This window comes from Haloarcula sp. Atlit-47R (genome assembly GCF_003665985.1).
Classification (GTDB): Archaea; Halobacteriota; Halobacteria; order Halobacteriales; family Haloarculaceae; genus Haloarcula; species Haloarcula taiwanensis.
The window spans coordinates 384,187-406,305 of record NZ_QPLQ01000004.1 but is presented as its reverse complement, the minus strand read 5'-3'; the positions used below and the strand labels follow the sequence as shown (position 1 = coordinate 406,305).

Genomic DNA, 22,119 nt, shown 5'->3' with positions numbered 1-22,119 from the left:
CAGCATCCCGATGAACTGCCAGCCCGACATCTTAGGCCCATTATATGGCGGTTTTTTATACGAACATGTTCGCACAGACTCTTTTATGCTAGCCGGGGGATTCCCCACACATGTCGGGCCGAATGCTTGCCGAGGTCGAAGTGTTCGGCCCTCGGTCGTGTCAGGTGCAACCGCACGCTGACGAGGAGTGGTCGGTGTCGTCAGTCTCCCGGAGCGCAACGAGTGGCGGTGCTGGCCGGGTTGTCGAAGAGTTCACGCTCAAAGGCAGTGAGGGAACGCCGTCAGTGCTACAGAGTGCAGACCCAAGCGCCGACCACGTGTTCGCCTACGACCAGCGACACGTGTTTCAGCTGTCTCGGGCAGCCGGACAGGGCTGCGTGTGTGAACGTATCGAAGCAGCCGGCTGCGTCGTTCAGGAGTTCTCGGCAGACACCGACTCCATCGTCGTCACGTTCCTCGTTGACGACATCCCGACCCTGCGAGACATCGTCGACGACCTCGAATCCGAGGGTGAGACGGTCAAACTCCGACGGCTACTGGAGGACACGTCCACAGAGACGGACCAGCCGGTCGTCCTCGACCGAGCAAAACTGACCAGCCGCCAGCGTGAGGTGCTGACCAGGGCCCACGAGATGGGGTACTTCGAGCACCCGCGCGAGGCGACCGCCGGCGACGTGGCCGACGCGCTGGACATCTCTACCTCGACGTTCACCGAACACCTCGCTGCCGCCCAGCGGAAGCTCCTCGACGACCTGCTTGACGCCCGCTGAGTGGCACGCCCTCGAAACATGTCAACGATGCATACGTATTTCACAGCAGTTATTTCAGCCCGAACGCGAGGTGCCACCGCTGCCAATGATACAGGAACTTGGTCCCCTCGCTCGAACACTGTCGGTCCCGTACTACGAAGACGCCCTCCCAGCCCACGACCAGTTTCACGCCAAGCGAGTCAGAGACATCGCACTTCGACTCGCGGACGACTGCGACGGCTCGGTCGACCGGGATATCCTCGCCGCGTCGGCGTGGCTCCACGATATCGGTCGGCCCCGGGAGCGGGCCGGTGACATCGATGACCACGACGAATGGGCCACAGCAGAAGCCGCGCAACTACTCGCGGCCGAAGGTGTGGAACCTGATCGAATCGGCCGTCTGAAACACTGTATCCGAACACACAGTATCCGGGCGAGTTCCCCGGAACCGGAAACGCTGGAGGCGAAACTCCTCTTCGACGCGGACAAGCTGGACGCTGCCGGCGCGCGGCCTCATTCGACTGGCCTGTATCGTCGGCGAGCGGTCCGGGCGGATGGGTGAGAAATACGCGGTCATCGATGACACGTCAGCTACCGATGTCGAGTCCACCGATTCTCCGGATATCGCACTTCTCCGGGACTGGGCGCAGGAACGCGTCGATATGCTGTACACCTACCCCGGCCGGCGTCTTGGTCAGCAGCGTCGGGAATTCATGGACGAGTTCTTCACGCAATTCGCCGGTGAAATCGGGGTTACAGGGGAGCGATAGCCGGTGTCCGGCCGGAGCCGATAGGCACCGAAACCCGACTTCGAGCGCGTCGGTCTCGACCGGGTGTGCTGTCCCCGGCGTCACAGAACCCTTTACCCTCGCCCCGGCGACACTGCAGCCATGACCGAGTTCGACGCCGAGAAGTTCGACGAGAAGTACGCCTACTACTTCGAGGAGCTCGAAGCGGCGTACTCGAACGCGTATCAGGAACTGCATGGGCAGTACGACTCCGAAGTCCTTCGCGGGATAGACCGGCAGATTCTCAGCGAGAGCGAGCCGGTGTACGAGGGGGACGGGACGTTCAGTATCCGGCTGCCCGACGACACTGCGGCGCGTGCGCAGTCTCTGCCGGGCGACGAAGCGACGTTCGACACAGTGCTGTCGGCGTTCACTGACGCCATCGAGCGCGAGCTCCGTCGGCTGTTCGAGTTCGAGTAATCCCCGATCGCTGCCCGACGGCTCGCTCGATAGCGGGCGTGCACAGCCTGTTCGCCTCCCCTCCGGTAGCGGTCGGCCCGGCGGATCGAAAACACCAGAATCAATGCAGTTCCGGTCCTAGCCGAACCAATTATACTAATGGCGACCGATTCAGATCTTCACTGTCTCTTTACCGCACCCGTCGAGGAGCACAACGACTCGTACGTGATCGAGATTCCGAAACAAGAGGTCGAACTGGGAACGCTGGCCTCCGAGACGCTGTACCGGATCGCGCTGTTCGAGCCGGCGGCCGAGGCACCCACACCCCAGTCACCGTCTCAATCCAGTCCCGAGCCTCGGTCCAATTCCCACTCGGAGCCCGGGCCTCGGTCCAATTCACAATCCAAGTCTGAGACCCAGTCCGATTCCCGGTCCGACAAACCGGGCGAGGAACCTGAGTTCGAACCGTCGTCCCCGCCCGTTGCTGAGGGTGAAACGCGTGTCGTCGAAATCGACAACATCGGCGACAAGGGCGACGGCGTCGCACGTATCGACGGCGGGTACGTCGTTATCGTCTCCGACGCCGATGTGGGGGAGCGCCTCCGTGTCAAAATGAATCAGGTCCGCGAGAACGTGGCCTTCGCTGAGATCGTCGAGCGGCTCCCATACTACGAATAAGCACCGCTCCTATCGACTGGCACTTGTCGTGGACGCTGCTAGAGTTAGTGCGACCGCCGGCCACGCAGCCGAGGGTATATTTTGCCGCCGACTGTCATCCCTTGTATGGGACACGACCACGACGAGGACGCCAGCGACAGCGAGGTGGGACACGACCACAGGGAACACACCCACGACGACCATCACGCCCACGACGCTGAAGGGGTTGAAATAGGCGTCCTCACCGTCTCGACCTCGCGAACGCTGGACGACGACCCAGCAGGTGACAGCATCGCTGCGGCCTGCGAAGCCGCGGGCCACGAGATCGCCGAGCGTCGGCTCGTCGCAGACGAGATGGACGCTATCGAAGACGCCGTTGCCAGCCTGCTGGATGACGGGGTCGACGTGGTTCTGACGACCGGCGGGACTGGTCTCACGCCCGACGACGTGACTGTCGACGCCATCGAACCGCTGTTTGACCGGCCGATTCCCGGCTTCGGCGAACTGTTCCGCTGGCTCTCCTACGAGGAAGTCGGGCCGATGGCGATGGCCTCGCGGGCGACCGCCGGCATCGTCGACGACCGGCTGGTGTTCTGTCTCCCCGGCAGCGAGAACGCCGCTCGGACGGGCGCGGAGCGACTCGTCGCGCCCGCTGTGGGCCACCTGCTGGGGCTCGTCCGCCGGTAGCACGGACCCGCACGGTTTTGGGCCGGCATCGGCTACAGGGAGGTATGCCCGAGGAGTTCACGCACGTCGACGAGGAGGGGGACGCACAGATGGTTGATGTGGGCGACAAGGCCGAGAGCCAGCGCCGCGCAGTCGCGCGCGGACAGATTCGGCTCACCGAGTCCACGCTGGCGGCCATCGACGCCGACGAGGTGGAGAAAGGCGACGTGCTGACGACGGCCCGCATCGGCGCGATTCAGGCGGTGAAACACACGTGGGAGACGGTGCCGATGTGCCACCAGATCCCCATCACGAACGTCGAAGTCGAGTTCACCGTCGGCGACGAGGCCGTCGAACTCACGGTTGCCGTCGAGACAGTCGGCAAAACCGGCTGCGAGATGGAAGCGCTGGAGGGCGTGACGACCGGCCTCAACGTCGTCTGGGATATGGTGAAGGCAAACGAGAAAGACGCCGACGGCGAGTACCCGACCACGGCCATCGAAGACATCCGCGTCGTCGAGAAAACCGTCGAGCGGTAAGCCCTGCGAGGCGGACCGCCCCGGTTACTCACTCCGGGACGCCGGCTGTACGTACACCGTCGCCGGGCTCTGGATGACGACGGCCCGGACGACGACGCCGGTGACCGAGTCGTACGGCTCGGTCATCGCGTCCACGATCTCGTTATTGTCTGTGCTATCGACCATCGTCTCCGTCAGTCGCTCACCTGTTGGGTTTCAGTACCTTGGGCCGTGGTCACCGGCGCGGTCGTGATGGCTCCGACGGGGAGCTGGTACGCGAGTGTCGTCTCCCGGACGGTGCCCTGGTCGCGGCTCCAGACGATGAGCCCCGCGGCGTTGAGCTTCGGGAGGTGGACGTGGTGCAACTGGACGCGCGCCCGATGGACCGCGTCGTCGTTGCCGTCGACTGCGAGGTGGGCAGCCACGTCGTCTATCGTCACCTGGTCGTCCTCGTCGACCAGGAAGCTCAGGATGGCCCGCCGTTCGTCGTTCGCCAGGCAATCGAAGACCGAACTCCAGTTCAGCGTCTCTCTCTTGGACATCTGTTCTGAGAAACGTCACAGAACGGTAAGGCACTATTACCTGTTATATCAGCCATTTATATATCGACACCTGTTATCGCTCCCACTTCGGCGAGTCGAACATCACTGAGTGGAGTACCTTGTTGGTCGCGCGGCGGATGCTCTCCGAGACCGACTGCTCCGAGATACCGAGTTCCGCCCCGAGTTCGCCCAGCGTCGTGCCACGCGGCACCTCGAAGTAGCCCGATTCGACGGCCAGGACCAGCGCCCGCCGCTGTGAGTCGGTCAGGTCGAACATATACCCGCCGTCGTACTCCTCCGCGAGCGTGTACACGCGGTCCAGCTGGAACACGATGTCGTGGTCCGTACAGAAGTTGTGGAAGTCCGTGAGCCCGCTGTGGTCGTCGAACCGGATACGGAAGAACCACTCGACGTTGCCTCTGGCCTCCAGAATCGTGGCGTTCGTCTCCGCCATGCCGTAGATGAGACTCTCCACGTCCTCGGCCCATTCGACGCGGTAGAGGGCGCTTTCCCCGATGCGGTCGAGCGAGCGCAGTGCTTGGACGTACGTACTCGACTCGACAGCGACTTCGAACTCGTCGAACGCCCCGCCGTGGACCCAGATGTACGGCATCACCCGCCCCGAGGCGGGCACCACCCGCTCCATCTCCACGTGCGTGTTGTCGCCCCTCGCCAGCACCTTCCCGAGAATGAACTCGTCCGAGTCGATTGTGAACTCGGCCACGACAGTCATAGCGTCGCTACTCTCCGGTAGGTAATCAATATAGAGTACGACCACCCGCGGCATGCCCCCGTCGGACTGGTAGGAGCCGGGTACCGCGTCGGCTACTGCCGAGCGGTAGACACGGCCCCGCGGTCAGGAACAAGGCCTATCTACGTTCCTGTGTTAGAGGCGCGCATGCACGTGCTGGGAATCGTCGGCCACTCCGAGTCGGGGAAGACCACGCTGGTAGAGCGGCTGACACAGCGGCTCTCCGAGACCGGACGTGTCGCGACGGTGAAACACTGTACGCACCCGCCGGATGTCGACACGGACGGGAAGGACACGGCTCGTCACCGCGACGCCGGGGCGGCCGAAACGGTCGCACTCACTGACGACGGCGAGTGGTACGCGACGGGGCGGTCGCAGACCCTCGATGAGGCGTTGGACGCCCTTGCGCCCGACTACGACTACGCACTCGTCGAGGGGTACTCGGACGCGGCGGTACCGAAGGTGGTCCTCGGCGACCGCGAGGCCGCCGACCCCGTCCTCCACCGCGCGCCCCACGGCGCGGACGCTGACCTCGACGACATCGTCACGGCGCTGGAGGAACGGGACCCATACATCACGCTGGAAACACTCGTCGCGGACGTAAAGCGGGACCCCGACGAGGTCTACTCCGGCGCGATTGCGACGTTCACCGGGCGCGTCCGCGCACAGGAGGGACCGGAGGACCCGCCGACGGAACTGCTGGAGTTCGAACGCTACGACGAGGTCGCCGCCGAGAAGATGGCCGCGCTCCGGCGGGACCTCGAGGCGCGGGACGGCGTCTACGCGGTCCGCCTCCACCACAAGACCGGCGTGGTCGAGGCCGGCGAGGACATCGTCTTCGTCGTCATCCTGGCCGGCCACCGCGGCGAGGCGTTCCGTGCAGTCGAGGACGGCATCAACCGCCTCAAGGAGGAAGTGCCGCTGTTCAAGAAGGAAGTCACCGTCGACGAGGAGTTCTGGGCCCACGAGCGGTAAGTCGGCGTTCTTTTCGCGTTGCCGGCCCGCTACCGCCACGGCGTCGCCCGGAGCGCGTGGACCACCAGCAGCGTTCCGAGCGCGACGCCCAGCAGGACGACCGCCACCGGCAGCGCCGCGTCCAACCCGTCCGAAATAAACGAGGCCCATATCTGGACGGGGAGCGTCCGCGGGTAGTACGCCAGCATCATCGTCGCGCCGAACTCGCCCATCGCGCGGGCAAACGTCAGGACGAGGCCGGCGAGTAGCCCGGGCTTTGCGAGTGGGACCGTCACCGAGCGCATCGTCCCAACCCAGTCGCGCCCGAGTGACCGTGAGGCTTCTTCGAGCCGGTCATCAATGCCATCGAAGGCGGCTTTGGCAGTGACGACGAAAAACGGCGACGCGACGAACGTTTGGGCGGCGATGACGCCAAGTAGCGACCGCGTCACCGTCAGGTCGGTGAGACCGCCGAGTCCGTTCGGGCCGACGACTGTCAACAGCAACATCCCGCTGACGACTGGCGGGAGGACGAGCGGGAGGACGACGGCACCCATCGCGACGGTCGCCAGCACACTCGTGGTCCGCGAGAGCCAGTAGGCCAGTGGCAGGCCGAACACGACAGCGATGACTGTACTGCCGAGTGCGGCAACGAGAGACGTGACTGCGGCGTTGATGACGTACGTCTCTGTCAGACTCGTCAGCAGCGCCGTCGGGGAGTACGTGAGAACGAGCACGAGCACTGGAACGACGAAATACAGGAGCAGCACCGCTCCCAGAACGGGAACGAGCTCGCGCACGCCGACCGTATGGCCGGCTCTGGTCTCACCGCGTGACAGTGCTCGGGACATCTCCCACCAGTCGAGGATACGCCTGACGGACGGTAAATCCGTGTGGTGCGAGCCAGTCTCCGGACAGGACTGCCTCGAAGGCTGTACGCGCCGGTTCTGCAGCAGCACGGCGGACAGCCCCGTACTCGATAGGGCTGCCAGTGAGTATCGTGCCGTTCGGCAGTTCGTAGGTGGCGGCCTGATACTGTTCGGCCTGCGCGGGGTCACCGAGGTGTATCTCCGGCGGGAACTCTCGGAACGGGTAGTCGCGTTCGACCGCCATGCTCCGGTAGACGAAGGCGGCGTCGACGGCCCCCGTCTCGAACTGCGCGAGCAGTTGTGTCTCGGGGTACGTCTGGTCCGGCGAAAGGATAGCATTGGACAGGTCGGGCTCGTCGTAATAGTCCGCCGCGAGGGCCAGCACGAACAGCGTTCGATAGCCAAGCGGGTCGAGCGACGGGTCGGTGCGGCCGAGCGAGACGCTGTCGCGTCTAAGCGGGGCGTACCACGGCTCTGCGTCCGCGATGCGCGTCCCGTCGGTCGTTTCTGGGTTGTACGCAAGTACCATCTCGTTGCCGGCGATCACTGCGTGCCAGGCAGTGTCCATGACTCGGCTGAACAGGGTCGGGTCCGCTAGGGCGACAATAGCGGGGTCTCGTTTCCCGTCGGCAACGAGACGAGCAGCCTGTACTGATCCGCGGGCTTCGACGGCCAGCTCGATGTCTGTCTGGCCCTGGAGCGTCTCACTGGCCGCGTTCTGCAGACTCCCCGCGACCAGCACGTCCACTCGCCCTCGACCGAACGCCCCGCAGCCTGCAGTTGCGGCGATACCACTTCCCAGTGCCGCAAGCACTGCACGCCGGGTACGTCGGGCCATTATTCGGTCATTTCTTGTTCGGGTACATCTGTGTTGGGGTTGTTCCCAGTATTGACAGGGCGCCTTTCACATTTTTGACCACGGTGTTTTATAACTAAGTAGTATAACTTAGTAATCATGACGCAGATGGAAGCAGCGCAGAACGGGACCGTCACGGAGGAGATGGAGCGAGTCGCCGAACGCGAGAACGTCGACCCGGCGTTCGTCCGACAGCAAGTCGCTGACGGACAGGCGGTGATTCCCGCGAACGTCGGCCACGACGCGCTGGACCCGATGATTATCGGCCGGGAGTTTGCGACGAAAGTCAACGCAAACATCGGCAACAGCGAGGAGACAAGCGACATCGAGGGCGAACTGGAGAAGCTACACACGGCTGTCCACTACGGCGCGGACACGGTGATGGACCTCTCGACCGGGAGCAACCTTGACGAGATACGGTCGGCCAACGTCGAGCACTCGCCGGTCCCCATTGGAACAGTACCCATCTACGAGGCGGTCAAGCGCGCCAGCGACCCGGGTGAGATTACCCACGAACTGCTGCTCGATGTCATCGAGAAGCAGGCGAAACAAGGTGTCGACTACATGACCATCCACGCTGGCGTCCGGATGGAACACCTGCCGCTGACCGACGGCCGCAAAACGGGGATTGTCTCTCGCGGCGGGTCCATCCTGGCGAAGTGGATCGAGGAGAACGGCATGGAGAACCCGCTGTACACGAAATTCGAGGAGATTTGCGAGATATTCCGCGAGTACGACGTGACCTTCAGCCTCGGCGACGGGCTCCGGCCGGGCTGTCTCGCTGACGCCGGCGACGACGCACAGTTCGCCGAACTGGACACGCTCGGCGACCTCACGCGGACCGCCTGGGAACACGATGTGCAGGTGATGGTCGAGGGACCGGGCCACGTCCCGATGGACCAGATCACAGAGCAGGTCGAACGCCAGCAGAACGTCTGTGACGGCGCGCCGTTCTACGTCCTCGGCCCGCTCGTGACCGACGTTGCGCCGGGCTACGACCATATCACGAGCGCCATCGGCGCGACGGAGGCGGCCCGCGCCGGCGCGGCGATGCTCTGTTACGTAACTCCCAAAGAGCACCTCGGGCTCCCGCAGAAAGCCGATGTGCGGGACGGACTCGCGGCTTATCGCATCGCCGCTCACGCCGCCGACGTGGCAAACGGCCGCGAGGGCGCACAGGACTGGGACGACGCGCTCTCGGAGGCCCGCTACGCCTTTGACTGGCGCGAACAGTTCGAGTTAGCGCTGGATCCCGACCGCGCCCGCGAGTACCACGACCAGACGCTCCCCGGTGACAACTACAAGGAGGCGCGTTTCTGCTCGATGTGTGGCGCGGAGTTCTGTTCGATGCGCATCGACCAGGACGCGCGGTCCGGCGGCGAGATGGAGTCGCTAGACGCCGACGACCGGACGACTCTCGAAGACACGTCAGCGGCAGCGGTAAACCGACCGCCCGTCGGTACCCACGACGAGGCGGATATTCCCGGCTCTGACGCCGACACCGGCTCTGATACCGGCGAGCATGCCGACGATTAGCACGGCGATAGTTCTTTATAATCGGTGTTCGTTTGTTGAAATGATGCAAAAGAAAGTCATCGCCCTCGTCGCGGTCGCGGCGCTTGCCCTCGTGTACGTTGTCAAGCGGTAAGGCTGCCTAACTCGGCTGTATCGCCCTCTAAACCTACTGTCGGCCGCCCTGCCCACTGGTCCCCAACGGCGTCGTATGAGGGGGCCCGACGGTCGGCAGTATTCTCTCAGTTGTTTCGTCGGCAGTGCCGTCGCTTTCCGAACCCTTACCCGGTGAACCGCCGTACCAGCGTGTATGTACGGCGTCGTCACCCGTAACGAGGAGGAGACGGAGTGGTCCGAGTTCGACCGGGCGTTCTACGAGGTCAAGGACGTGACCGGCCGCGCTGTCGAACCGATTGCGGGCGCGGTCAACATGGTGTCCTGTTTTGGCGACAACGCGGTCGAGAGCGAGGAGGACCTGCTCGCGTTCGACGACGAAGGAACGCCGGCGACACGGAATCAGCCCTACTTCGACTGGACGTACGTCTGTCCGACCCACGACCGCTACCGCGAGGGACTGCTCGACATCATCGAGGAGGCGGCAACTGTCAACGAGGATGTCCGCCTCGACGATGTGGGCTTCCCCCGGGACGAGTACTGCCACTGCGACCGGTGCGAGCGGCGCTTCGCCGAGAGCGACTTTGATGACTGGTCGGCCTGGCGCACGAACGTCATCACGGAGTTCGTTGCCGAGGCCCGCAAGCGCGTACCCGGTGAGATGTACCTCACGCTGTATCCGGACCCCTATCCCGGCCATCTCGAAGCCCGCTCCGGCGTTGCTGTCGACGACATCGCTGAGTACGTCGACGAGTACGTCGTCCCCATCTACGACATGGCGTACTCGACGACTTACTGGCTGGAGATTCTCGCGAAAGGCTGGCAGGACCGCCTCTCGACCCCGTTTAGCATCGAGCTATACGCCGTCGACGTGGACGTTGACGACCTCTCGAAGGCTGTCGAGGTGGCTGACGAGTACGCCGAGAGCGTGCTGTTCGGGTACGACGCCAGCAATGCCCGCGCGACCATCCGGCGGATGAACGCCGACGCCCGCGAGGGACAGTCTTTCGGGCCGGAGTAGCGGGTTCAATCTCGACGGATTACGCCCCGTCGCCGAACCGCTGTCCGCGCCACTGCAGAATCTCCTCGCGGTCGCGCGTGTCGGCCGGCAGTTCGTCGAACCACCGGGCCTCACTGATTTCGTGGTCCGGGTCGTCGACGGCGATGCTGGTTGTCTCCGCTCTCGCCTCGTACACCGGTAGGACGCCCCAGGCCATGTTGCCGTCACAGTAGAACTCGACTCGTCCGAGCATCGCCAGTCCCTCAATTGTCGCTTCAATGCCGCTCTCCTCGTTTAATTCCCGCAGTGCAGCCTCCTGAAACGATTCGCTGGCGTCGAGTTCACCGCCGGGCAGAACCCACATGTCGACACCCTCGTGGCGGACAAGCAGTAGTTCGCCAGTGGGTCGGTAGGTGAGCGCGTGCGCGCCGTAGGGCGCACCGTGGTCCCGGGCGACGGTGGCCACGTCTCGAAACCGGTTCCGCGGGACGTTCCGATGGCGCGTGAACTCGACGAAATCCGTGTAGCGCTTCCGGAGGTCGTGATACGTCTGCTCGGCCGTTTGACAGGCTCCGTCGGAGAGGTACCACAGGTCGTCGACGCTCGTCATCTGTGTCCTATCTGTGTCTGACACCTCGACGAAACAACCGTCTCGATGGGGGAAGGCGGTGGGCTGACCATGTCGATTGATAGTTTAGAGAGTCCCATAACAGTTGTTGTGACAGATGGGCTGTCGTGGCTTCTCCCGGGCGATTCCGCCGCTGTATCCAATGCGCTGTTATCAATAAATAGACATATTATCGCGGATACATGTTGGGCTGACTCAGCCGAAGCGAAACACGGGAAGCGGTCCGAACAATGATAGCCACGCTCCCGTGTAGCAGGAACTCTTTGGCTGTTGTGACGACCTGACGGGTCGTTCTACCCACTCGATCTGTACGCCTTTGCGTTCCGTCAATCACGGAACGCACGCCAATGTGGAACTCCTGTCCACTTAATTCTATTTATCTAAGCAAATATTTAGACCAGTCTAATCTCTCCCATTTCGTAACGGAAGCGATAGAACCCAATCGAGGCGGTCGTCTCTTGTGGCCACACCGCCTACCCTACGTCCGACCGAGTTTTGTCGCCGTCCCGATTGGTTCAAACAGGACGTATCACGGTACACTTCCGACCACGTCCGCGGCTGAGTCGAGCAAACCCGAATCAGTCCCTTTTTGACGAGCCACCGAGTACCGCACGGTATGGCATTCGAAGAGGACGACAGCGTTATTCTCCACGACGAGCACAGCGACTACGACGGCGAGGAAGGCACTATCACGCAGGTCGTCGAGACGATGTTCGGCGACGCCAACTACACGGTTTCCTTCGAGGACGGGCAGGAGCAGGGCGTCCCCGAAGACAACCTCGAAGCCGCTGAGGACGAGTAGGGCCTCGATGTCGTCGGTTCCGTTCCACTACGTCGACCTTCGGACCTTTTGCTACGCGACGGAGGACGACAAACGTGTCGAGCAAGCGCTCCGAACGTTCCTGCCTGAGGACTACCCTATCGAGCGCGCACAGAGCGATGGACACTACGGCGACCGTATCATCGTCCTCTCGGCTCGCGTCGAGAACGCCGACGATATCCGGCATGTGCTCACGCAGGTCGCGTCAGCGCCGGACGTCGACGCGGTGCGTGCGGAACTGGACGACCGGGTCGACGACAACTGTTCGTTTTTCCTCACCTTCGATAAACAGGCCGCGTTCGGTGGCGACGTCGAGCGTGGCGACGGCATCACGCTCCGGGCGAAAGTCGAGGCTTACCCCGCAAAGCGGGAGAAAGCCGTCGCTAACGCCCGCGAACTCTTAGAGGAGTTGTGATGTACGAGGCCGTCTACGCCCACCCTGACGGTGACAGTACCGTCGCCCGGCACGCGCTGACGGCCGCCGATTCGGGCTACGACGGTATCGTCGTCAGGAACCACGGCGACAAGCCAGCCGAGTACGAGGCTGACGCTATCAGTGACGCGTGCGGCGTCGATGTCGCGGCCGGGGTCGAAGTCCGGGCGGACGACCCCTCACGAGCGAGTGGGTTCGTCGGGAACTACCGAAGCGACCGGACGGTCGTCGTCGTCCACGGCGGCAACCGCCGCATCAATCGGTTCGCTGTCGAGCAACCGACCGTCGACGTGCTTGCCCACCCGATGCGAGAGGACGGCGACTTCAACCACGTTTTGGCGAACGCGGCGGCCGACAACGGCGTCCGCGTCGAGTTCGACTTCGGCCCGGTGCTCCGGGCCTCCGGCGGCACTCGCGTCCGGGCTATCAAGGAACTCCGGAAGCTCAGGGAACTGGTCGAGGACGCCGGCGCACCTTTCGTCGTCTCGGCGTCGCCGAGCAACCATCTCCAGATTCGCGCACCGCGGGACCTCATCGCGGTCGGGGAGACCATCGGCTTCGACGCCGACACCGTCCGCGAGGGATTGACGGAGTGGGGCCGAGTCGCGGAGCGCAACCGCGGGCGCCAGAGCGACGCCGTCATCGAGCCGGGCGTTCGGATGGCAGACGACGCAAACGATGCCGACGGTGGCGAGCAGTAGCTCTGCTACCGCCACCCTGACTGGTCAGCACACCGCACCGCTCATTGTGCTTCGTTCCAACGCTTGTGTATGAAACACCTCCCGAAACACCTCCGGCCCCGGTGGCGGTATCTCGCCGTTGCCATCGAGACCTGGCCGGATGCCGCCTTGGACCGCCGGGCGTTCCAGCGCGAGGTGTGGTACGCCGCCCAGAACCTGCTGGGCGACACCGGCAGCGCCGAGACGGATATGACCGTTCTCCAGTTCCACGACTACGACGGCACGGCCGAGGCCATCGTCCGGACCAGACGCGGCCAGACGGACCCGGCACGGGCCGCACTGACCTGCCTGAACACCGTCGACGACCACGAGGTTCGGGTCCGCATCCGGGGGATTAGCGGCACCGTCCGCGCCTGTGAAGAAAAGTATATACGCGGGCCGCCGGAAGCCACTGAACAGAGACACGTCGTGTTCGAGAACGCAGACCGGAGCGCTACCGTTCGGCCGCCACGCTACGACGTCGAAACGGCCTCCGATGGCGCGTTCGTCGGCGCGACAGCACTCGATTTCCGATAACTATGCAGGGACAAAACCAACAGCAGGCCTACGACCGCGGGATTACTATCTTCTCCCCGGACGGACGCCTCTACCAGGTCGAGTACGCCCGCGAAGCGGTCAAACGCGGCACAGCAAGCATCGGCGTCAGAACGAGCGACGGCGTCGTTCTCGCCGTGGACAAGCGCATCCGGTCGCCGCTGATGGAGCGCTCCTCGGTCGAGAAAATCCACAAGGCCGACGACCATATCGGCATCGCCTCGGCCGGCCACGTCGCCGACGCCCGACAGCTCATCGACTTCGCCCGCCGACAGGCGCAGGTGAACCAGCTGCGCTACGGCGAGCCGGTCGGCGTCGAAACCCTCACCAAGGAAATCACCGACTACATCCAGCAGTACACGCAGGTCGGCGGCGCGCGCCCGTTCGGTGTCGCGCTCATCATCGGCGGCATCGTCAACGGCGAGCCCCGCCTGTTCGAGACCGACCCCTCCGGCACGCCCTACGAGTGGAAGGCCCTCGCCGTCGGGGCCGACCGCGGCGACATCCGGGACTACCTCGAAGAGCACTACGACGAAGGGATGGACCTCGATGAGGGCGTCGACCTCGCACTGGCCGCGCTCGCGTCGGTCAATGACGACGAACTCACGCCGGAAGGCATCGGCGTCGCCACGGTTGACGTCGAAACGGAGACGTTCGGCCAGCTGACCGACGAGGAGAAGGAGACCCATCTCGCGGAGGCCGACTTGCTCGACACTGGCGACGACGAGGACGACGAAGACACCGAAGAAGAGTAACGCTTCCGACAGCCTTCGGGGCGGCTCGGCTCTTTTCTGTCCGACCACGCAGTAAGGCCTTTAAGTGGTCCACTGCTACCGATGGGTATGATATCGCTTGACGAGGCGGTGACGGCGCGCCTCGAATCCCACGGCCAGCGGTTCGAGGTACTGGTGGAACCGGACGCTGCGCTAGCGATAAAACGCGATGACTTCGACGGTGACCTCGAAGACGTTATCGCCGCGGAGGACGTGTTCGAGGACGCCTCTCGGGGTGACCGACCGCCCGAGAACATGCTCGAAGAGGTGTTCGACACCACGGACCCGATGGCCATCATCCCCGAGGTCATCAAGCGAGGGGAGATTCAGATCACGGCCGACCAGCGCCGCGAGATGCAGGAGCAAAAGCACAAACAGCTCATCCAGCGCATCACGCGCAACGCGGTCAACCCCCAGATGGACGACGCGCCACACCCGCCGGAACGCATCGAGTCGGCCCTCGAAGAGACCGACTTCAGGGTCGACCCGATGGAGCCCGTCGAGGCACAGGTTGACGACGCCCTCGATGCACTCCGGCCGGTCATTCCGATCCGGTTCGACGAGGTCACCGTCGCGGTGCAGGTCCCCGCAGACTACGCCGGGAGCGCACAGGCACAGATCCGGCAGTTCGGCGACCTCGAACGCGAGGAGTGGCAGTCAGACGGCTCGTGGGTCGGCGTGCTGACGTTCCCGGCCGGTCTCCAGAACGACTTCTACGACGTGGTAAACGAACACACAAGCGGCGAGGCGGAGACCCGAATCATCAAAGACGAAGACGACATCAGTACGCGCTAACGCCGCGGCGTCGCGTTACCCTTTCTTGAAGCCGACGAGAAAGCCGGCCGTGAAACCAGCGCTGACCGGCAGGGCCGAGAGCAGCGACGTGACCCAAGACGGCGGTTGTGTCGCTGCCGCGTTCCCGGCAGTCCCAGTCGCGTTCTGTGCGGCTCCGCCTATCGCGTTCCAGTTCACTTCGAGGATTCCGCGTGTCTCGAGGAACTTGAACAGCGCCAGTTCGATGCCGACGATGACGGCAATGAGCTTTGCGACCTTCTTGGCAGCGAACCCGATGATTCCGCCGATAAGGCCGCCGCCACCGAATTCGAGGCCCATCTGCTGGAGGCCCAACCCATCTAGTTGGAGTACGAACTCACCCATACCGCGTACCTGACCGTCTGCTTTTAAATCCTTTGTGCTCGCCTCTGTCTCTGCTTATATCCGAGTGTGTCAGAAAGAAATAGTTTTTCCGCTGCCTGGGTTACCCGAAGAATTCAGGGAATTATTTTCGACACGGTACTATTTCTTTACTCATATCCAAAGATTTGTATCCGAGGGACGAATCCTTCTTACTGTTAAGATGGCAGAAACACCGAATTCCGATATGAGCGGTGCCGCAGGCGGACGTTCGAAGCGACCGAAATCTAACCAGGATTGGTGGCCAAACAAGCTCAATCTGGAGATCCTCGACCAGAACGCTCGGGACGTCGGCCCGATGGAAGACGACTTTGATTACGCCGAGGAGTTCCAGAAGCTCGACCTCGAAGCGGTGAAGTCGGATCTCGAAGAGCTGATGACCTCCTCACAGGACTGGTGGCCGGCTGACTACGGTCACTACGGCCCGCTGTTCATCCGGATGGCCTGGCACAGCGCGGGGACGTACCGGACTGCCGACGGTCGCGGCGGCGCGGCTGGCGGTCGACAGCGCTTTGCACCTATCAACAGCTGGCCGGACAACGCGAACCTCGACAAGGCACGGCGGCTGCTCCTCCCAATCAAGCAAAAATACGGCAAAAAGATCTCGTGGGCTGACCTGATGATTCTCGCAGGGAACGTCGCCATCGAGTCGATGGGATTCAAGACATTCGGCTACGCTGGCGGCCGCGAAGACGCCTTCGAGGAGGACAAGGCTGTCAACTGGGGGCCAGAAGACGAGATGGAAACCCAGGAGCGCTTCGACGAGCCCGGTGAAATCGAGGAAGGGCTCGGCGCATCCGTGATGGGCCTCATCTACGTGAATCCGGAAGGGCCAAACGGTAACCCGGACCCGGAAGCGTCGGCGAAGAACATCCGCCAGACGTTCGACCGGATGGCGATGAACGACAAGGAGACAGCCGCACTCATCGCCGGTGGACACACGTTCGGCAAAGTCCACGGTGCTGACGATCCCGAAGAGAATCTCGGTCCCGAACCCGAAGCAGCCCCCATCGAGCAACAGGGTCTTGGCTGGCAAAACGAGAACGGGAACAGCAAGGGCGGCGAGATGATCACGAGCGGTATCGAAGGGCCGTGGACCCAGTCGCCGACCGAGTGGGATATGGGATACATCAACAACCTGCTCGACTACGAGTGGGAGCCGGAGAAGGGCCCCGGCGGCGCGTGGCAGTGGGCTCCGAAGAGCGAGGAGCTGAAAAACAGCGTCCCGGACGCCCACGACCCGGACGAGAAGCAGACGCCGATGATGCTCACGACGGACATCGCCCTGAAGCGAGATCCGGATTACCGGGAGATCATGGAAACCTTCCAGGAGAACCCGATGGAGTTCGGGATGAACTTCGCGAAGGCCTGGTACAAGCTTACCCACCGCGACATGGGCCCGCCCGAGCGGTTCCTCGGACCGGAGGTTCCGGACGAGGAGATGATCTGGCAGGACCCGCTCCCGGACGCCGACTACGACCTCATCGGTGACGAAGAGGTCGCCGAGCTCAAAGCAGAAATCCTCGACTCGGACCTCTCTATCTCCCAGCTCGTCAAGACCGCGTGGGCATCGGCGTCGACCTACCGCGACAGCGACAAGCGCGGCGGGGCCAACGGCGCGCGAATCCGCCTCGAACCCCAGAAGAACTGGGAAGTCAACGAGCCCGAACAGTTGGAGACGGTCCTCACCACGCTCGAAGGCATCCAAGAGGAATTCAACGGCGCTCGGGACGACGACACGCGTGTCTCGCTGGCCGACCTCATCGTCCTCGGTGGCAACGCGGCCGTCGAGCAGGCGGCAGCCGACGCCGGCTACAACGTCGAGGTTCCGTTCGAACCCGGGCGAGTGGATGCCGGGCCGGAACACACCGATGCCGCCTCCTTCGACGCTCTCAAACCGACGGTCGACGGGGCTCGAAACTACATCCAGGACGACATCACGCGACCGGCCGAAGAAGTGATGGTCGACAACGCGGACCTGCTGAACCTCACGGCGTCGGAACTGACGGCTCTGATCGGCGGGATGCGCTCCATCGGTGCGAACCACGGGGACACCGACCTCGGCGTCCTCACCAACGAGCCGGGGACGCTGACCAACGACTTCTTCGTGAACCTGCTCGACATGGGCACGGAGTGGGAGCCGGCAGCGGACTCCGAACATGTCTACAAGGGTCTCGACCGCGACACTGGCGAGGTCAAGTGGGAAGCTACACGCATTGACCTCATCTTCGGCTCGAATGACCGACTGCGAGCCATCTCGGAAGTTTACGGCTCTGCCGACGCGGAGGAGAAGCTCGTCCATGACTTCGTGGACACGTGGAGCAAGGTCATGAAGCTCGACCGCTTCGACCTCGAATAGGCCAGCGCAACGCCACTGCCGTGGTGGCTATCGCGAGCCGGGGGCTCCCATCTCAGCTACCGGTCGCTATTCACCCACGGAATCTGCCGTGTTACTGCCGAACTGCCGGCTCACTGGATGTTGCCGTGAACCGCCCGGGGGGTTAAATAATCGGACACCGTATCTTCACGACGAGTGACGGCGACACACACCACCGAACGAGCGGTCATCGCGAAACGCGTCGACAGTGGTACCGCTGATACGACGGAAATCCGGGACCTTGCCCGGGCGGCCGGGTACGATGTCGTCGGCGAGGTCACACAGACCAGAACGGAGGACCCGGCGTACCACCTCGGCGAGGGGAAAGTAACGCGGCTGAGCAACGTAGTCGCCCGCGAAGGGGCTGCCGTCGTCATCTTCGACAACCAGCTTGGGCCGTACCAGACATACAATATCGGGAACGAACTCCCCGAGCGGGTGCGTGTCATCGACCGCTTCCGGCTTATTCTCGAAATCTTCGGCCAGCGGGCCCAGACGCGGAAAGCACAGCTGCAGGTCGAACTCGCGGAGCTTCGGTACGAACTTCCGCGTGCCGAGGCCAAGGCCAGCCTCGCCAAACGCGACGAGCGTCCGGGATTTATGGGTCTCGGCGAGTACGACGAGTCCCGCGAAGAGGACATCAAAAAGCAGATCGCCAACATCCGGGATGAACTGGAATCCATCGAGGAGACCGAGCGACATCGCCGGGAACAGCGTCGGGAGTCCGGCTTCGACCTCGTCGCGCTGGCCGGCTACACCAATGCCGGGAAGTCGACGCTCCTGCGCCGCCTTGCCGACGACCTCGATGTCGACGAAAACGACGACCTCCACCCCGACCTCGACACGACGGCCGAGAGCGAAGACCGGCTGTTCACAACGCTCGGGACGACCACTCGCCGCGCCGAGGTCGGGAAGCGCGAGGTGCTGGTCACCGACACGGTGGGGTTCATTCAGGACCTCCCGCACTGGCTCGTCGAGTCGTTCAAGTCGACGCTGGGGTCGGTGTACCACGCTGACCTCGTCTTGCTTGTCGTCGACGTCTCGGAGTCTGTCGAGGAAATCCGGGAGAAACTGGTGACGAGCCACGATACGCTGTACGAGCGCAACGAGGCTCCCATCGTCACGGTCCTCAACAAGACCGACACGGTCGACGACGAAGAGGTCCGCCGCAAGAAGGACGCCCTTTCCTCGCTGGCCCCGAACCCCGTCGCCGTCAGCGCCAAACAGGGGCTCAACATCGATGACCTGGCCGAGCGCATCGACCACGAACTGCCGGACTACGAGCGCGAGCGGCTCGTCCTCCCGATGACCGACGACACGATGAGCCTCGTCTCGTGGATTCACGACCACGCCAGCGTCGAGACAGTCGATTACGGCGACCAGGTGGTCATCGAGTTCGAGGCGCGGCCGGCGATCATCGAGCAATCGCGGGCAAAAGCGGGGGAACTGGTCGGTGCGTCGGCCTGACTGCGGACGCTACGCTTCTGCTTCTTGCTGCCACAGCACGCTCGGTATCTCCTCCAAGAGGTCCGTCGCGACCAGCCCGTAGCCACGCTCCCTGACGACGCGGTCCCCGACGCTGCCGACAGTGTAGGCAGCGATAGCGGCCGCATCAAGTGGGTCCTGACCGCAGGCGAGCGCGCCCGTCACACCCGCAAGCACGTCGCCGGTTCCGCCGACCGTCATCCCCGGATTGCCCGTCCGGCCGACGCGGGTCCGCTCGCCGTTGGAGACGATGTCGTACGGGCCTTTGACCAGCAGCGTGTGTCCGATCTCCGCTGCGAAAGACTCCACGAGGTCCGCCCGTTCCCGCCAGTCCTCGGCTGTTTCACCCCCCATCCCGACAAGTTCGCCCTGGTGGGGCGTGCAGATGAGTTCTGCGTCCGTCTCGACGTCCGGGACCACTGACAGCGCGTCGGCGTCGACGACGGCCGTTCCCTCGAACCCGGACAGCAGGTCCGCGACAGCATCCAGCGTCGCGTCGGTGTCTCCGAGCCCTGGCCCGAGAATCAGCGTGTCGTGGTCCGCCGCCAGCTCGGCAAGGCGGTCGACGTGCGGCGGCGCGAGGTGGTCCCCGTCGAACGGCCGCACGATGAGGTTCTCGCTGTAGGACTGGATTTCGCGCGCGACGACAGCGGGGCAGGCGACCCGGACGAGGTCGGCCCCGCCTCTGAGCGCGGCCTGTGCGCTGAGTGCCGGTGCACCGGTGTACGGGCCGCCGCCGACGACCAGCACCTCGCCGTTGTCGCCCTTGTGGCTCGCGGGGTCCCGTTCGAGGCGAGAGAGGTCGCCCCGCTCGACGAACAGCTCCGCCGCCTCTGGGATGCCGATGTCGGCGACGGTGACCGGCACGTCGAGGGCGGGGAGGCCCGGCTTGGTGTCGTGGAACGTGACGACGTGGTCGGGGTCGACGGCGTTGTCGGCCAGTCGTCCCGTTTCAGCGTCGAGGCCGGACGGCACATCCACCGAAAGAACGGTCGCGTCGCTCTCGTTCATTGCCTCGGCGGCCGTCGCCGCTGGCTCCCGGAGATCACCGGCGATACCTGTGCCAAGCATCGCGTCGATGACGATGTCGGGAGTGCCGAGGTTCAGTGCCGAGGAATCCCTGACCGTCTCTGTCGGATACTCGGCGTGCTGGAGGGCATCCCAGTTCTCCCTGGCAATCGTCGTCGAGATAGCACCCGGTCGGCCCAACAGGAGGACTCGGAGGTCGTAGTCGTCGAGAAAGCGGGCGGCGACGAGCGCGTCTCCACCGTTGTTTCCCCGTCCAGCGACGATGACGACCTGTTCGCCGGGGTCAGCGATGGTACGGATCGCCTGCGCGACGGCGTGACCGGACGACTCCATCAGCTGCTTGCGCGGGACGCCGAGCGCGGCGGCATTCTCATCAACGACACCCATTTCGGAGCCGGTGAGCATACCCGCGGGTTCGCCCGCCAGCGAAGTAACTCTACGGGACTTACCACTTGACCTCGAAGCCCTCGATGCCCTCGGGGTCCCCGTACTCGACTTCGACGTCGGTGACGTTCGCGCGTTCGCTCCCTTCGTGACAGAACTCGACCATCGCTTCCACGTCAGCTTCGGGGCCTTCGAACACCGCTTCGACGCGCCCATCGTCGAGGTTTCGGACCCACCCGTCGACGTCCCGGTCCTGTGCGCGTTCCCGCGTGGTCGCTCTGTAATAGACACCCTGAACACGACCGGAGACGAATACGTGTGCTCGCGTTCGAGCCATGGCCGAGAGTTTGCTGGCGGACTCCGTTATACTGTCGCCTTCCGCTACGCGTCTCACTCCTCGTTACTGCCCGTTCGGAGATAATGGAACAGGTACGTCTGCGTGTAGCCGGCGTACTCCCCACCCAGTGCGGCCCGGATGGCCCGCGACGTGTCAGCGTAGTTCCCCCGCTCACACTCCGGGTAATACTCCTCGATGGTCGTCCGAATCCAGGTGTCCAGTGGGACCGCTTCGAGGTAATCAAGCGAGAACAGCAACACGCAGTCCGCGACTTTGTCACCGACGCCGACAAAGCGGGTGAGCGACTCTCTGGCGTCCTCGTAGCTTAGTCCAACGGCTTCTTCCGGATGGGCTTCGCCAGTGGCGACCATCTCTGCGGTGCGCTGGACGTACGGCGCGCGATAGCCCAGTCCGAGGTCCCGGAGCCGCTCCTCTGTTGTCTCTGCCAGCGCGGACGGCGTCGGATAGGCGTTGTACGTCCGCCCGCCGACCTCAATTGTCTCGCCGAACGCGTCGCGGAGCGCCTGCTGCATACTGTGAATCCTCGCCACGCGCATCTGGGCCGAGCAGATGAACGAGATGAGGGCGCCAAACGGGGGGTCCTGAACGAGTCGCATCCCCCAGAACGTCTCATAGGCCGACTGGACCACGTCGTCGTCCGGTGCCGTCGCCCGAATCGCGTCGAGGTCGTCGTCAAGTCGAAGGAGTCGCCTGAGCGCCGTCTCAGCGTCGACTGTCGATTCCCATTCGAGCACCCCGTCTCGCTGCCGGACGCGGATGACCGCTGGTGACCCGTCTCGCTGGATTGTCGTCCAGTACCACGCGCCGCCGCCGGTTGCCCCGTCGCGCTGGTACATTTCGCCATCCTCTCGGTTCCAGAGGTAAGACTGTCCGCTCTCGACAGTTGCCTGCAAATCGATACCGCCGGCAAGCGACCCGACATCGATGACGCCCTGCTCCATTGTCCGAGTATACGGCCCCGGAGGTAATGGCGTTACGAGTTCTGTCCG

Annotated in this window: 26 protein-coding genes and 1 pseudogene; 17 read left to right on the top strand and 10 right to left on the bottom strand. The window is 63.8% G+C overall.

What is annotated here, in order from left to right; all coding sequences use genetic code 11:
• Positions 1–110 precede the first annotated feature (110 nt).
• The 6 genes and pseudogenes from DVK00_RS16740 to moaC all read left to right on the top strand — a co-directional run bounded on the left by DVK00_RS16740 (position 111) and on the right by moaC (position 3,798).
• The gene (locus tag DVK00_RS16740) at positions 111–770 is read left to right on the top strand and encodes a helix-turn-helix domain-containing protein (RefSeq protein ID WP_101350280.1); all 660 of its coding nucleotides are present in this window, start codon (positions 111–113) and stop codon (positions 768–770) included.
• Positions 771–855: 85 nt separating this feature from the next.
• Positions 856–1,519, top strand: a pseudogene (locus tag DVK00_RS16735) (HD domain-containing protein).
• Between the two features lie 120 nt (positions 1,520–1,639).
• Positions 1,640–1,957 (top strand): DUF5783 family protein, encoded by a 318-nt coding sequence (locus DVK00_RS16730; RefSeq protein ID WP_101350278.1) that lies wholly within the window; start codon positions 1,640–1,642, stop codon positions 1,955–1,957.
• Positions 1,958–2,095: 138 nt separating this feature from the next.
• Positions 2,096–2,614, top strand: a complete 519-nt coding sequence (locus tag DVK00_RS16725; protein WP_121578060.1) for a TRAM domain-containing protein — start codon at positions 2,096–2,098, stop codon at positions 2,612–2,614.
• A 105-nt stretch (positions 2,615–2,719) separates the two neighbouring features.
• Complete coding sequence (locus tag DVK00_RS16720) at positions 2,720–3,280, top strand: molybdenum cofactor biosynthesis protein B (protein ID WP_121537368.1); 561 nt, start codon at positions 2,720–2,722, stop codon at positions 3,278–3,280.
• 44 nt (positions 3,281–3,324) lie between these two features.
• Positions 3,325–3,798 carry a cyclic pyranopterin monophosphate synthase MoaC gene (gene moaC, locus DVK00_RS16715; RefSeq protein WP_101350275.1) on the top strand — a complete coding sequence of 158 codons (474 nt, stop codon included), beginning with the start codon at positions 3,325–3,327 and terminating at the stop codon, positions 3,796–3,798.
• 24 nt (positions 3,799–3,822) lie between these two features.
• Here the strand turns inward: moaC and DVK00_RS21420 are convergent, their stop codons facing one another.
• The 3 genes from DVK00_RS21420 to DVK00_RS16705 all read right to left on the bottom strand — a co-directional run bounded on the left by DVK00_RS21420 (position 3,823) and on the right by DVK00_RS16705 (position 5,052).
• Positions 3,823–3,963 carry a hypothetical protein gene (locus DVK00_RS21420; protein ID WP_158598820.1) on the bottom strand — a complete coding sequence of 47 codons (141 nt, stop codon included), beginning with the start codon at positions 3,961–3,963 and terminating at the stop codon, positions 3,823–3,825.
• A gap of 8 nt (positions 3,964–3,971) precedes the next feature.
• Entirely contained in the window at positions 3,972–4,319 is a 348-nt protein-coding gene (locus DVK00_RS16710) for a hypothetical protein (RefSeq protein WP_121578059.1), read from the bottom strand.
• Between the two features lie 73 nt (positions 4,320–4,392).
• Positions 4,393–5,052 carry a helix-turn-helix domain-containing protein gene (locus DVK00_RS16705; protein ID WP_101350272.1) on the bottom strand — a complete coding sequence of 220 codons (660 nt, stop codon included), beginning with the start codon at positions 5,050–5,052 and terminating at the stop codon, positions 4,393–4,395.
• A gap of 165 nt (positions 5,053–5,217) precedes the next feature.
• Between DVK00_RS16705 and DVK00_RS16700 the strand changes: the two genes are divergently transcribed.
• Positions 5,218–6,045 carry a molybdopterin synthase gene (locus tag DVK00_RS16700; RefSeq protein ID WP_121578058.1) on the top strand — a complete coding sequence of 276 codons (828 nt, stop codon included), beginning with the start codon at positions 5,218–5,220 and terminating at the stop codon, positions 6,043–6,045.
• 29 nt (positions 6,046–6,074) lie between these two features.
• Here DVK00_RS16700 and DVK00_RS16695 read toward each other — a convergent pair whose 3' ends face one another.
• Both DVK00_RS16695 and DVK00_RS16690 read right to left on the bottom strand, forming a co-directional pair.
• Positions 6,075–6,875 (bottom strand): ABC transporter permease, encoded by an 801-nt coding sequence (locus tag DVK00_RS16695; protein WP_101350270.1) that lies wholly within the window; start codon positions 6,873–6,875, stop codon positions 6,075–6,077.
• The gene (locus DVK00_RS16690) at positions 6,850–7,731 is read right to left on the bottom strand and encodes an extracellular solute-binding protein (RefSeq protein WP_101350269.1); all 882 of its coding nucleotides are present in this window, start codon (positions 7,729–7,731) and stop codon (positions 6,850–6,852) included. The genes DVK00_RS16695 and DVK00_RS16690 overlap by 26 nt, the downstream gene beginning before the upstream one ends.
• Before the next feature lie 117 nt (positions 7,732–7,848).
• On the opposite strand from DVK00_RS16690, the gene thiC reads away from it, so the two are divergent.
• On the top strand, positions 7,849–9,285 hold the full coding sequence (gene thiC, locus DVK00_RS16685; RefSeq protein ID WP_101350268.1) for a phosphomethylpyrimidine synthase ThiC: 1,437 nt from the start codon (positions 7,849–7,851) through the stop codon (positions 9,283–9,285).
• Between the two features lie 286 nt (positions 9,286–9,571).
• Positions 9,572–10,396, top strand: a complete 825-nt coding sequence (locus DVK00_RS16680) for a hypothetical protein (protein WP_101350267.1) — start codon at positions 9,572–9,574, stop codon at positions 10,394–10,396.
• Between the two features lie 19 nt (positions 10,397–10,415).
• On the opposite strand, the gene DVK00_RS16675 is transcribed toward DVK00_RS16680, so the two are convergent.
• The gene (locus DVK00_RS16675) at positions 10,416–10,985 is read right to left on the bottom strand and encodes an NUDIX hydrolase (RefSeq protein ID WP_101350266.1); all 570 of its coding nucleotides are present in this window, start codon (positions 10,983–10,985) and stop codon (positions 10,416–10,418) included.
• Between the two features lie 634 nt (positions 10,986–11,619).
• Between DVK00_RS16675 and DVK00_RS16670 the strand changes: the two genes are divergently transcribed.
• The 6 genes from DVK00_RS16670 to DVK00_RS16645 all read left to right on the top strand — a co-directional run bounded on the left by DVK00_RS16670 (position 11,620) and on the right by DVK00_RS16645 (position 15,098).
• Positions 11,620–11,805 carry a hypothetical protein gene (locus DVK00_RS16670; RefSeq protein WP_004515500.1) on the top strand — a complete coding sequence of 62 codons (186 nt, stop codon included), beginning with the start codon at positions 11,620–11,622 and terminating at the stop codon, positions 11,803–11,805.
• 7 nt (positions 11,806–11,812) lie between these two features.
• Positions 11,813–12,238 (top strand): RNA-binding protein, encoded by a 426-nt coding sequence (locus DVK00_RS16665; protein WP_121578057.1) that lies wholly within the window; start codon positions 11,813–11,815, stop codon positions 12,236–12,238.
• Complete coding sequence (locus DVK00_RS16660; protein WP_121578056.1) at positions 12,238–12,957, top strand: RNase P subunit p30 family protein; 720 nt, start codon at positions 12,238–12,240, stop codon at positions 12,955–12,957. Before DVK00_RS16665 ends, DVK00_RS16660 begins: the two co-directional genes overlap by 1 nt.
• A gap of 69 nt (positions 12,958–13,026) precedes the next feature.
• Positions 13,027–13,512, top strand: a complete 486-nt coding sequence (locus DVK00_RS16655) for an Rpp14/Pop5 family protein (RefSeq protein WP_101350263.1) — start codon at positions 13,027–13,029, stop codon at positions 13,510–13,512.
• A gap of 2 nt (positions 13,513–13,514) precedes the next feature.
• Positions 13,515–14,285 (top strand): archaeal proteasome endopeptidase complex subunit alpha, encoded by a 771-nt coding sequence (gene psmA / locus DVK00_RS16650; protein ID WP_101350262.1) that lies wholly within the window; start codon positions 13,515–13,517, stop codon positions 14,283–14,285.
• 87 nt (positions 14,286–14,372) lie between these two features.
• Positions 14,373–15,098: a ribosome assembly factor SBDS gene (locus DVK00_RS16645; protein ID WP_101350261.1), complete on the top strand. Its 726-nt coding sequence runs from the start codon at positions 14,373–14,375 to the stop codon at positions 15,096–15,098.
• 15 nt (positions 15,099–15,113) lie between these two features.
• Here DVK00_RS16645 and DVK00_RS16640 read toward each other — a convergent pair whose 3' ends face one another.
• Entirely contained in the window at positions 15,114–15,461 is a 348-nt protein-coding gene (locus DVK00_RS16640) for an FUN14 domain-containing protein (RefSeq protein WP_004960824.1), read from the bottom strand.
• Between the two features lie 199 nt (positions 15,462–15,660).
• Between DVK00_RS16640 and katG the strand changes: the two genes are divergently transcribed.
• Positions 15,661–17,856, top strand: a complete 2,196-nt coding sequence (gene katG, locus DVK00_RS16635; protein WP_101350260.1) for a catalase/peroxidase HPI — start codon at positions 15,661–15,663, stop codon at positions 17,854–17,856.
• Between the two features lie 174 nt (positions 17,857–18,030).
• Entirely contained in the window at positions 18,031–19,341 is a 1,311-nt protein-coding gene (gene hflX, locus DVK00_RS16630) for a GTPase HflX (RefSeq protein WP_101350259.1), read from the top strand.
• 9 nt (positions 19,342–19,350) lie between these two features.
• On the opposite strand, the gene DVK00_RS16625 is transcribed toward hflX, so the two are convergent.
• From DVK00_RS16625 to DVK00_RS16615, 3 genes are read right to left on the bottom strand one after another with little or no spacing between them, the layout of a single operon-like run.
• Positions 19,351–20,793 carry an NAD(P)H-hydrate dehydratase gene (locus tag DVK00_RS16625; protein WP_121578055.1) on the bottom strand — a complete coding sequence of 481 codons (1,443 nt, stop codon included), beginning with the start codon at positions 20,791–20,793 and terminating at the stop codon, positions 19,351–19,353.
• 40 nt (positions 20,794–20,833) lie between these two features.
• The gene (locus DVK00_RS16620; RefSeq protein WP_121578054.1) at positions 20,834–21,109 is read right to left on the bottom strand and encodes an acylphosphatase; all 276 of its coding nucleotides are present in this window, start codon (positions 21,107–21,109) and stop codon (positions 20,834–20,836) included.
• 53 nt (positions 21,110–21,162) lie between these two features.
• Positions 21,163–22,071 carry a DNA-3-methyladenine glycosylase gene (locus tag DVK00_RS16615; RefSeq protein ID WP_121578053.1) on the bottom strand — a complete coding sequence of 303 codons (909 nt, stop codon included), beginning with the start codon at positions 22,069–22,071 and terminating at the stop codon, positions 21,163–21,165.
• Positions 22,072–22,119: the final 48 nt, after the last annotated feature.

Coding starts and splice junctions, on each gene's coding strand:
- DVK00_RS16740 (WP_101350280.1), top strand. CDS start 111: ATGTCGGGCCGAATGCTTGCCGAGGTCGAAGTGTTCGGCCCTCGGTCG.
- DVK00_RS16730 (WP_101350278.1), top strand. CDS start 1,640: ATGACCGAGTTCGACGCCGAGAAGTTCGACGAGAAGTACGCCTACTAC.
- DVK00_RS16725 (WP_121578060.1), top strand. CDS start 2,096: ATGGCGACCGATTCAGATCTTCACTGTCTCTTTACCGCACCCGTCGAG.
- DVK00_RS16720 (WP_121537368.1), top strand. CDS start 2,720: ATGGGACACGACCACGACGAGGACGCCAGCGACAGCGAGGTGGGACAC.
- moaC (WP_101350275.1), top strand. CDS start 3,325: ATGCCCGAGGAGTTCACGCACGTCGACGAGGAGGGGGACGCACAGATG.
- DVK00_RS21420 (WP_158598820.1), bottom strand. CDS start 3,963: ATGGTCGATAGCACAGACAATAACGAGATCGTGGACGCGATGACCGAG.
- DVK00_RS16710 (WP_121578059.1), bottom strand. CDS start 4,319: ATGTCCAAGAGAGAGACGCTGAACTGGAGTTCGGTCTTCGATTGCCTG.
- DVK00_RS16705 (WP_101350272.1), bottom strand. CDS start 5,052: ATGACTGTCGTGGCCGAGTTCACAATCGACTCGGACGAGTTCATTCTC.
- DVK00_RS16700 (WP_121578058.1), top strand. CDS start 5,218: ATGCACGTGCTGGGAATCGTCGGCCACTCCGAGTCGGGGAAGACCACG.
- DVK00_RS16695 (WP_101350270.1), bottom strand. CDS start 6,875: ATGTCCCGAGCACTGTCACGCGGTGAGACCAGAGCCGGCCATACGGTC.
- DVK00_RS16690 (WP_101350269.1), bottom strand. CDS start 7,731: ATGGCCCGACGTACCCGGCGTGCAGTGCTTGCGGCACTGGGAAGTGGT.
- thiC (WP_101350268.1), top strand. CDS start 7,849: ATGACGCAGATGGAAGCAGCGCAGAACGGGACCGTCACGGAGGAGATG.
- DVK00_RS16680 (WP_101350267.1), top strand. CDS start 9,572: ATGTACGGCGTCGTCACCCGTAACGAGGAGGAGACGGAGTGGTCCGAG.
- DVK00_RS16675 (WP_101350266.1), bottom strand. CDS start 10,985: ATGACGAGCGTCGACGACCTGTGGTACCTCTCCGACGGAGCCTGTCAA.
- DVK00_RS16670 (WP_004515500.1), top strand. CDS start 11,620: ATGGCATTCGAAGAGGACGACAGCGTTATTCTCCACGACGAGCACAGC.
- DVK00_RS16665 (WP_121578057.1), top strand. CDS start 11,813: ATGTCGTCGGTTCCGTTCCACTACGTCGACCTTCGGACCTTTTGCTAC.
- DVK00_RS16660 (WP_121578056.1), top strand. CDS start 12,238: ATGTACGAGGCCGTCTACGCCCACCCTGACGGTGACAGTACCGTCGCC.
- DVK00_RS16655 (WP_101350263.1), top strand. CDS start 13,027: ATGAAACACCTCCCGAAACACCTCCGGCCCCGGTGGCGGTATCTCGCC.
- psmA (WP_101350262.1), top strand. CDS start 13,515: ATGCAGGGACAAAACCAACAGCAGGCCTACGACCGCGGGATTACTATC.
- DVK00_RS16645 (WP_101350261.1), top strand. CDS start 14,373: ATGATATCGCTTGACGAGGCGGTGACGGCGCGCCTCGAATCCCACGGC.
- DVK00_RS16640 (WP_004960824.1), bottom strand. CDS start 15,461: ATGGGTGAGTTCGTACTCCAACTAGATGGGTTGGGCCTCCAGCAGATG.
- katG (WP_101350260.1), top strand. CDS start 15,661: ATGGCAGAAACACCGAATTCCGATATGAGCGGTGCCGCAGGCGGACGT.
- DVK00_RS16625 (WP_121578055.1), bottom strand. CDS start 20,793: ATGCTCACCGGCTCCGAAATGGGTGTCGTTGATGAGAATGCCGCCGCG.
- DVK00_RS16620 (WP_121578054.1), bottom strand. CDS start 21,109: ATGGCTCGAACGCGAGCACACGTATTCGTCTCCGGTCGTGTTCAGGGT.
- DVK00_RS16615 (WP_121578053.1), bottom strand. CDS start 22,071: ATGGAGCAGGGCGTCATCGATGTCGGGTCGCTTGCCGGCGGTATCGAT.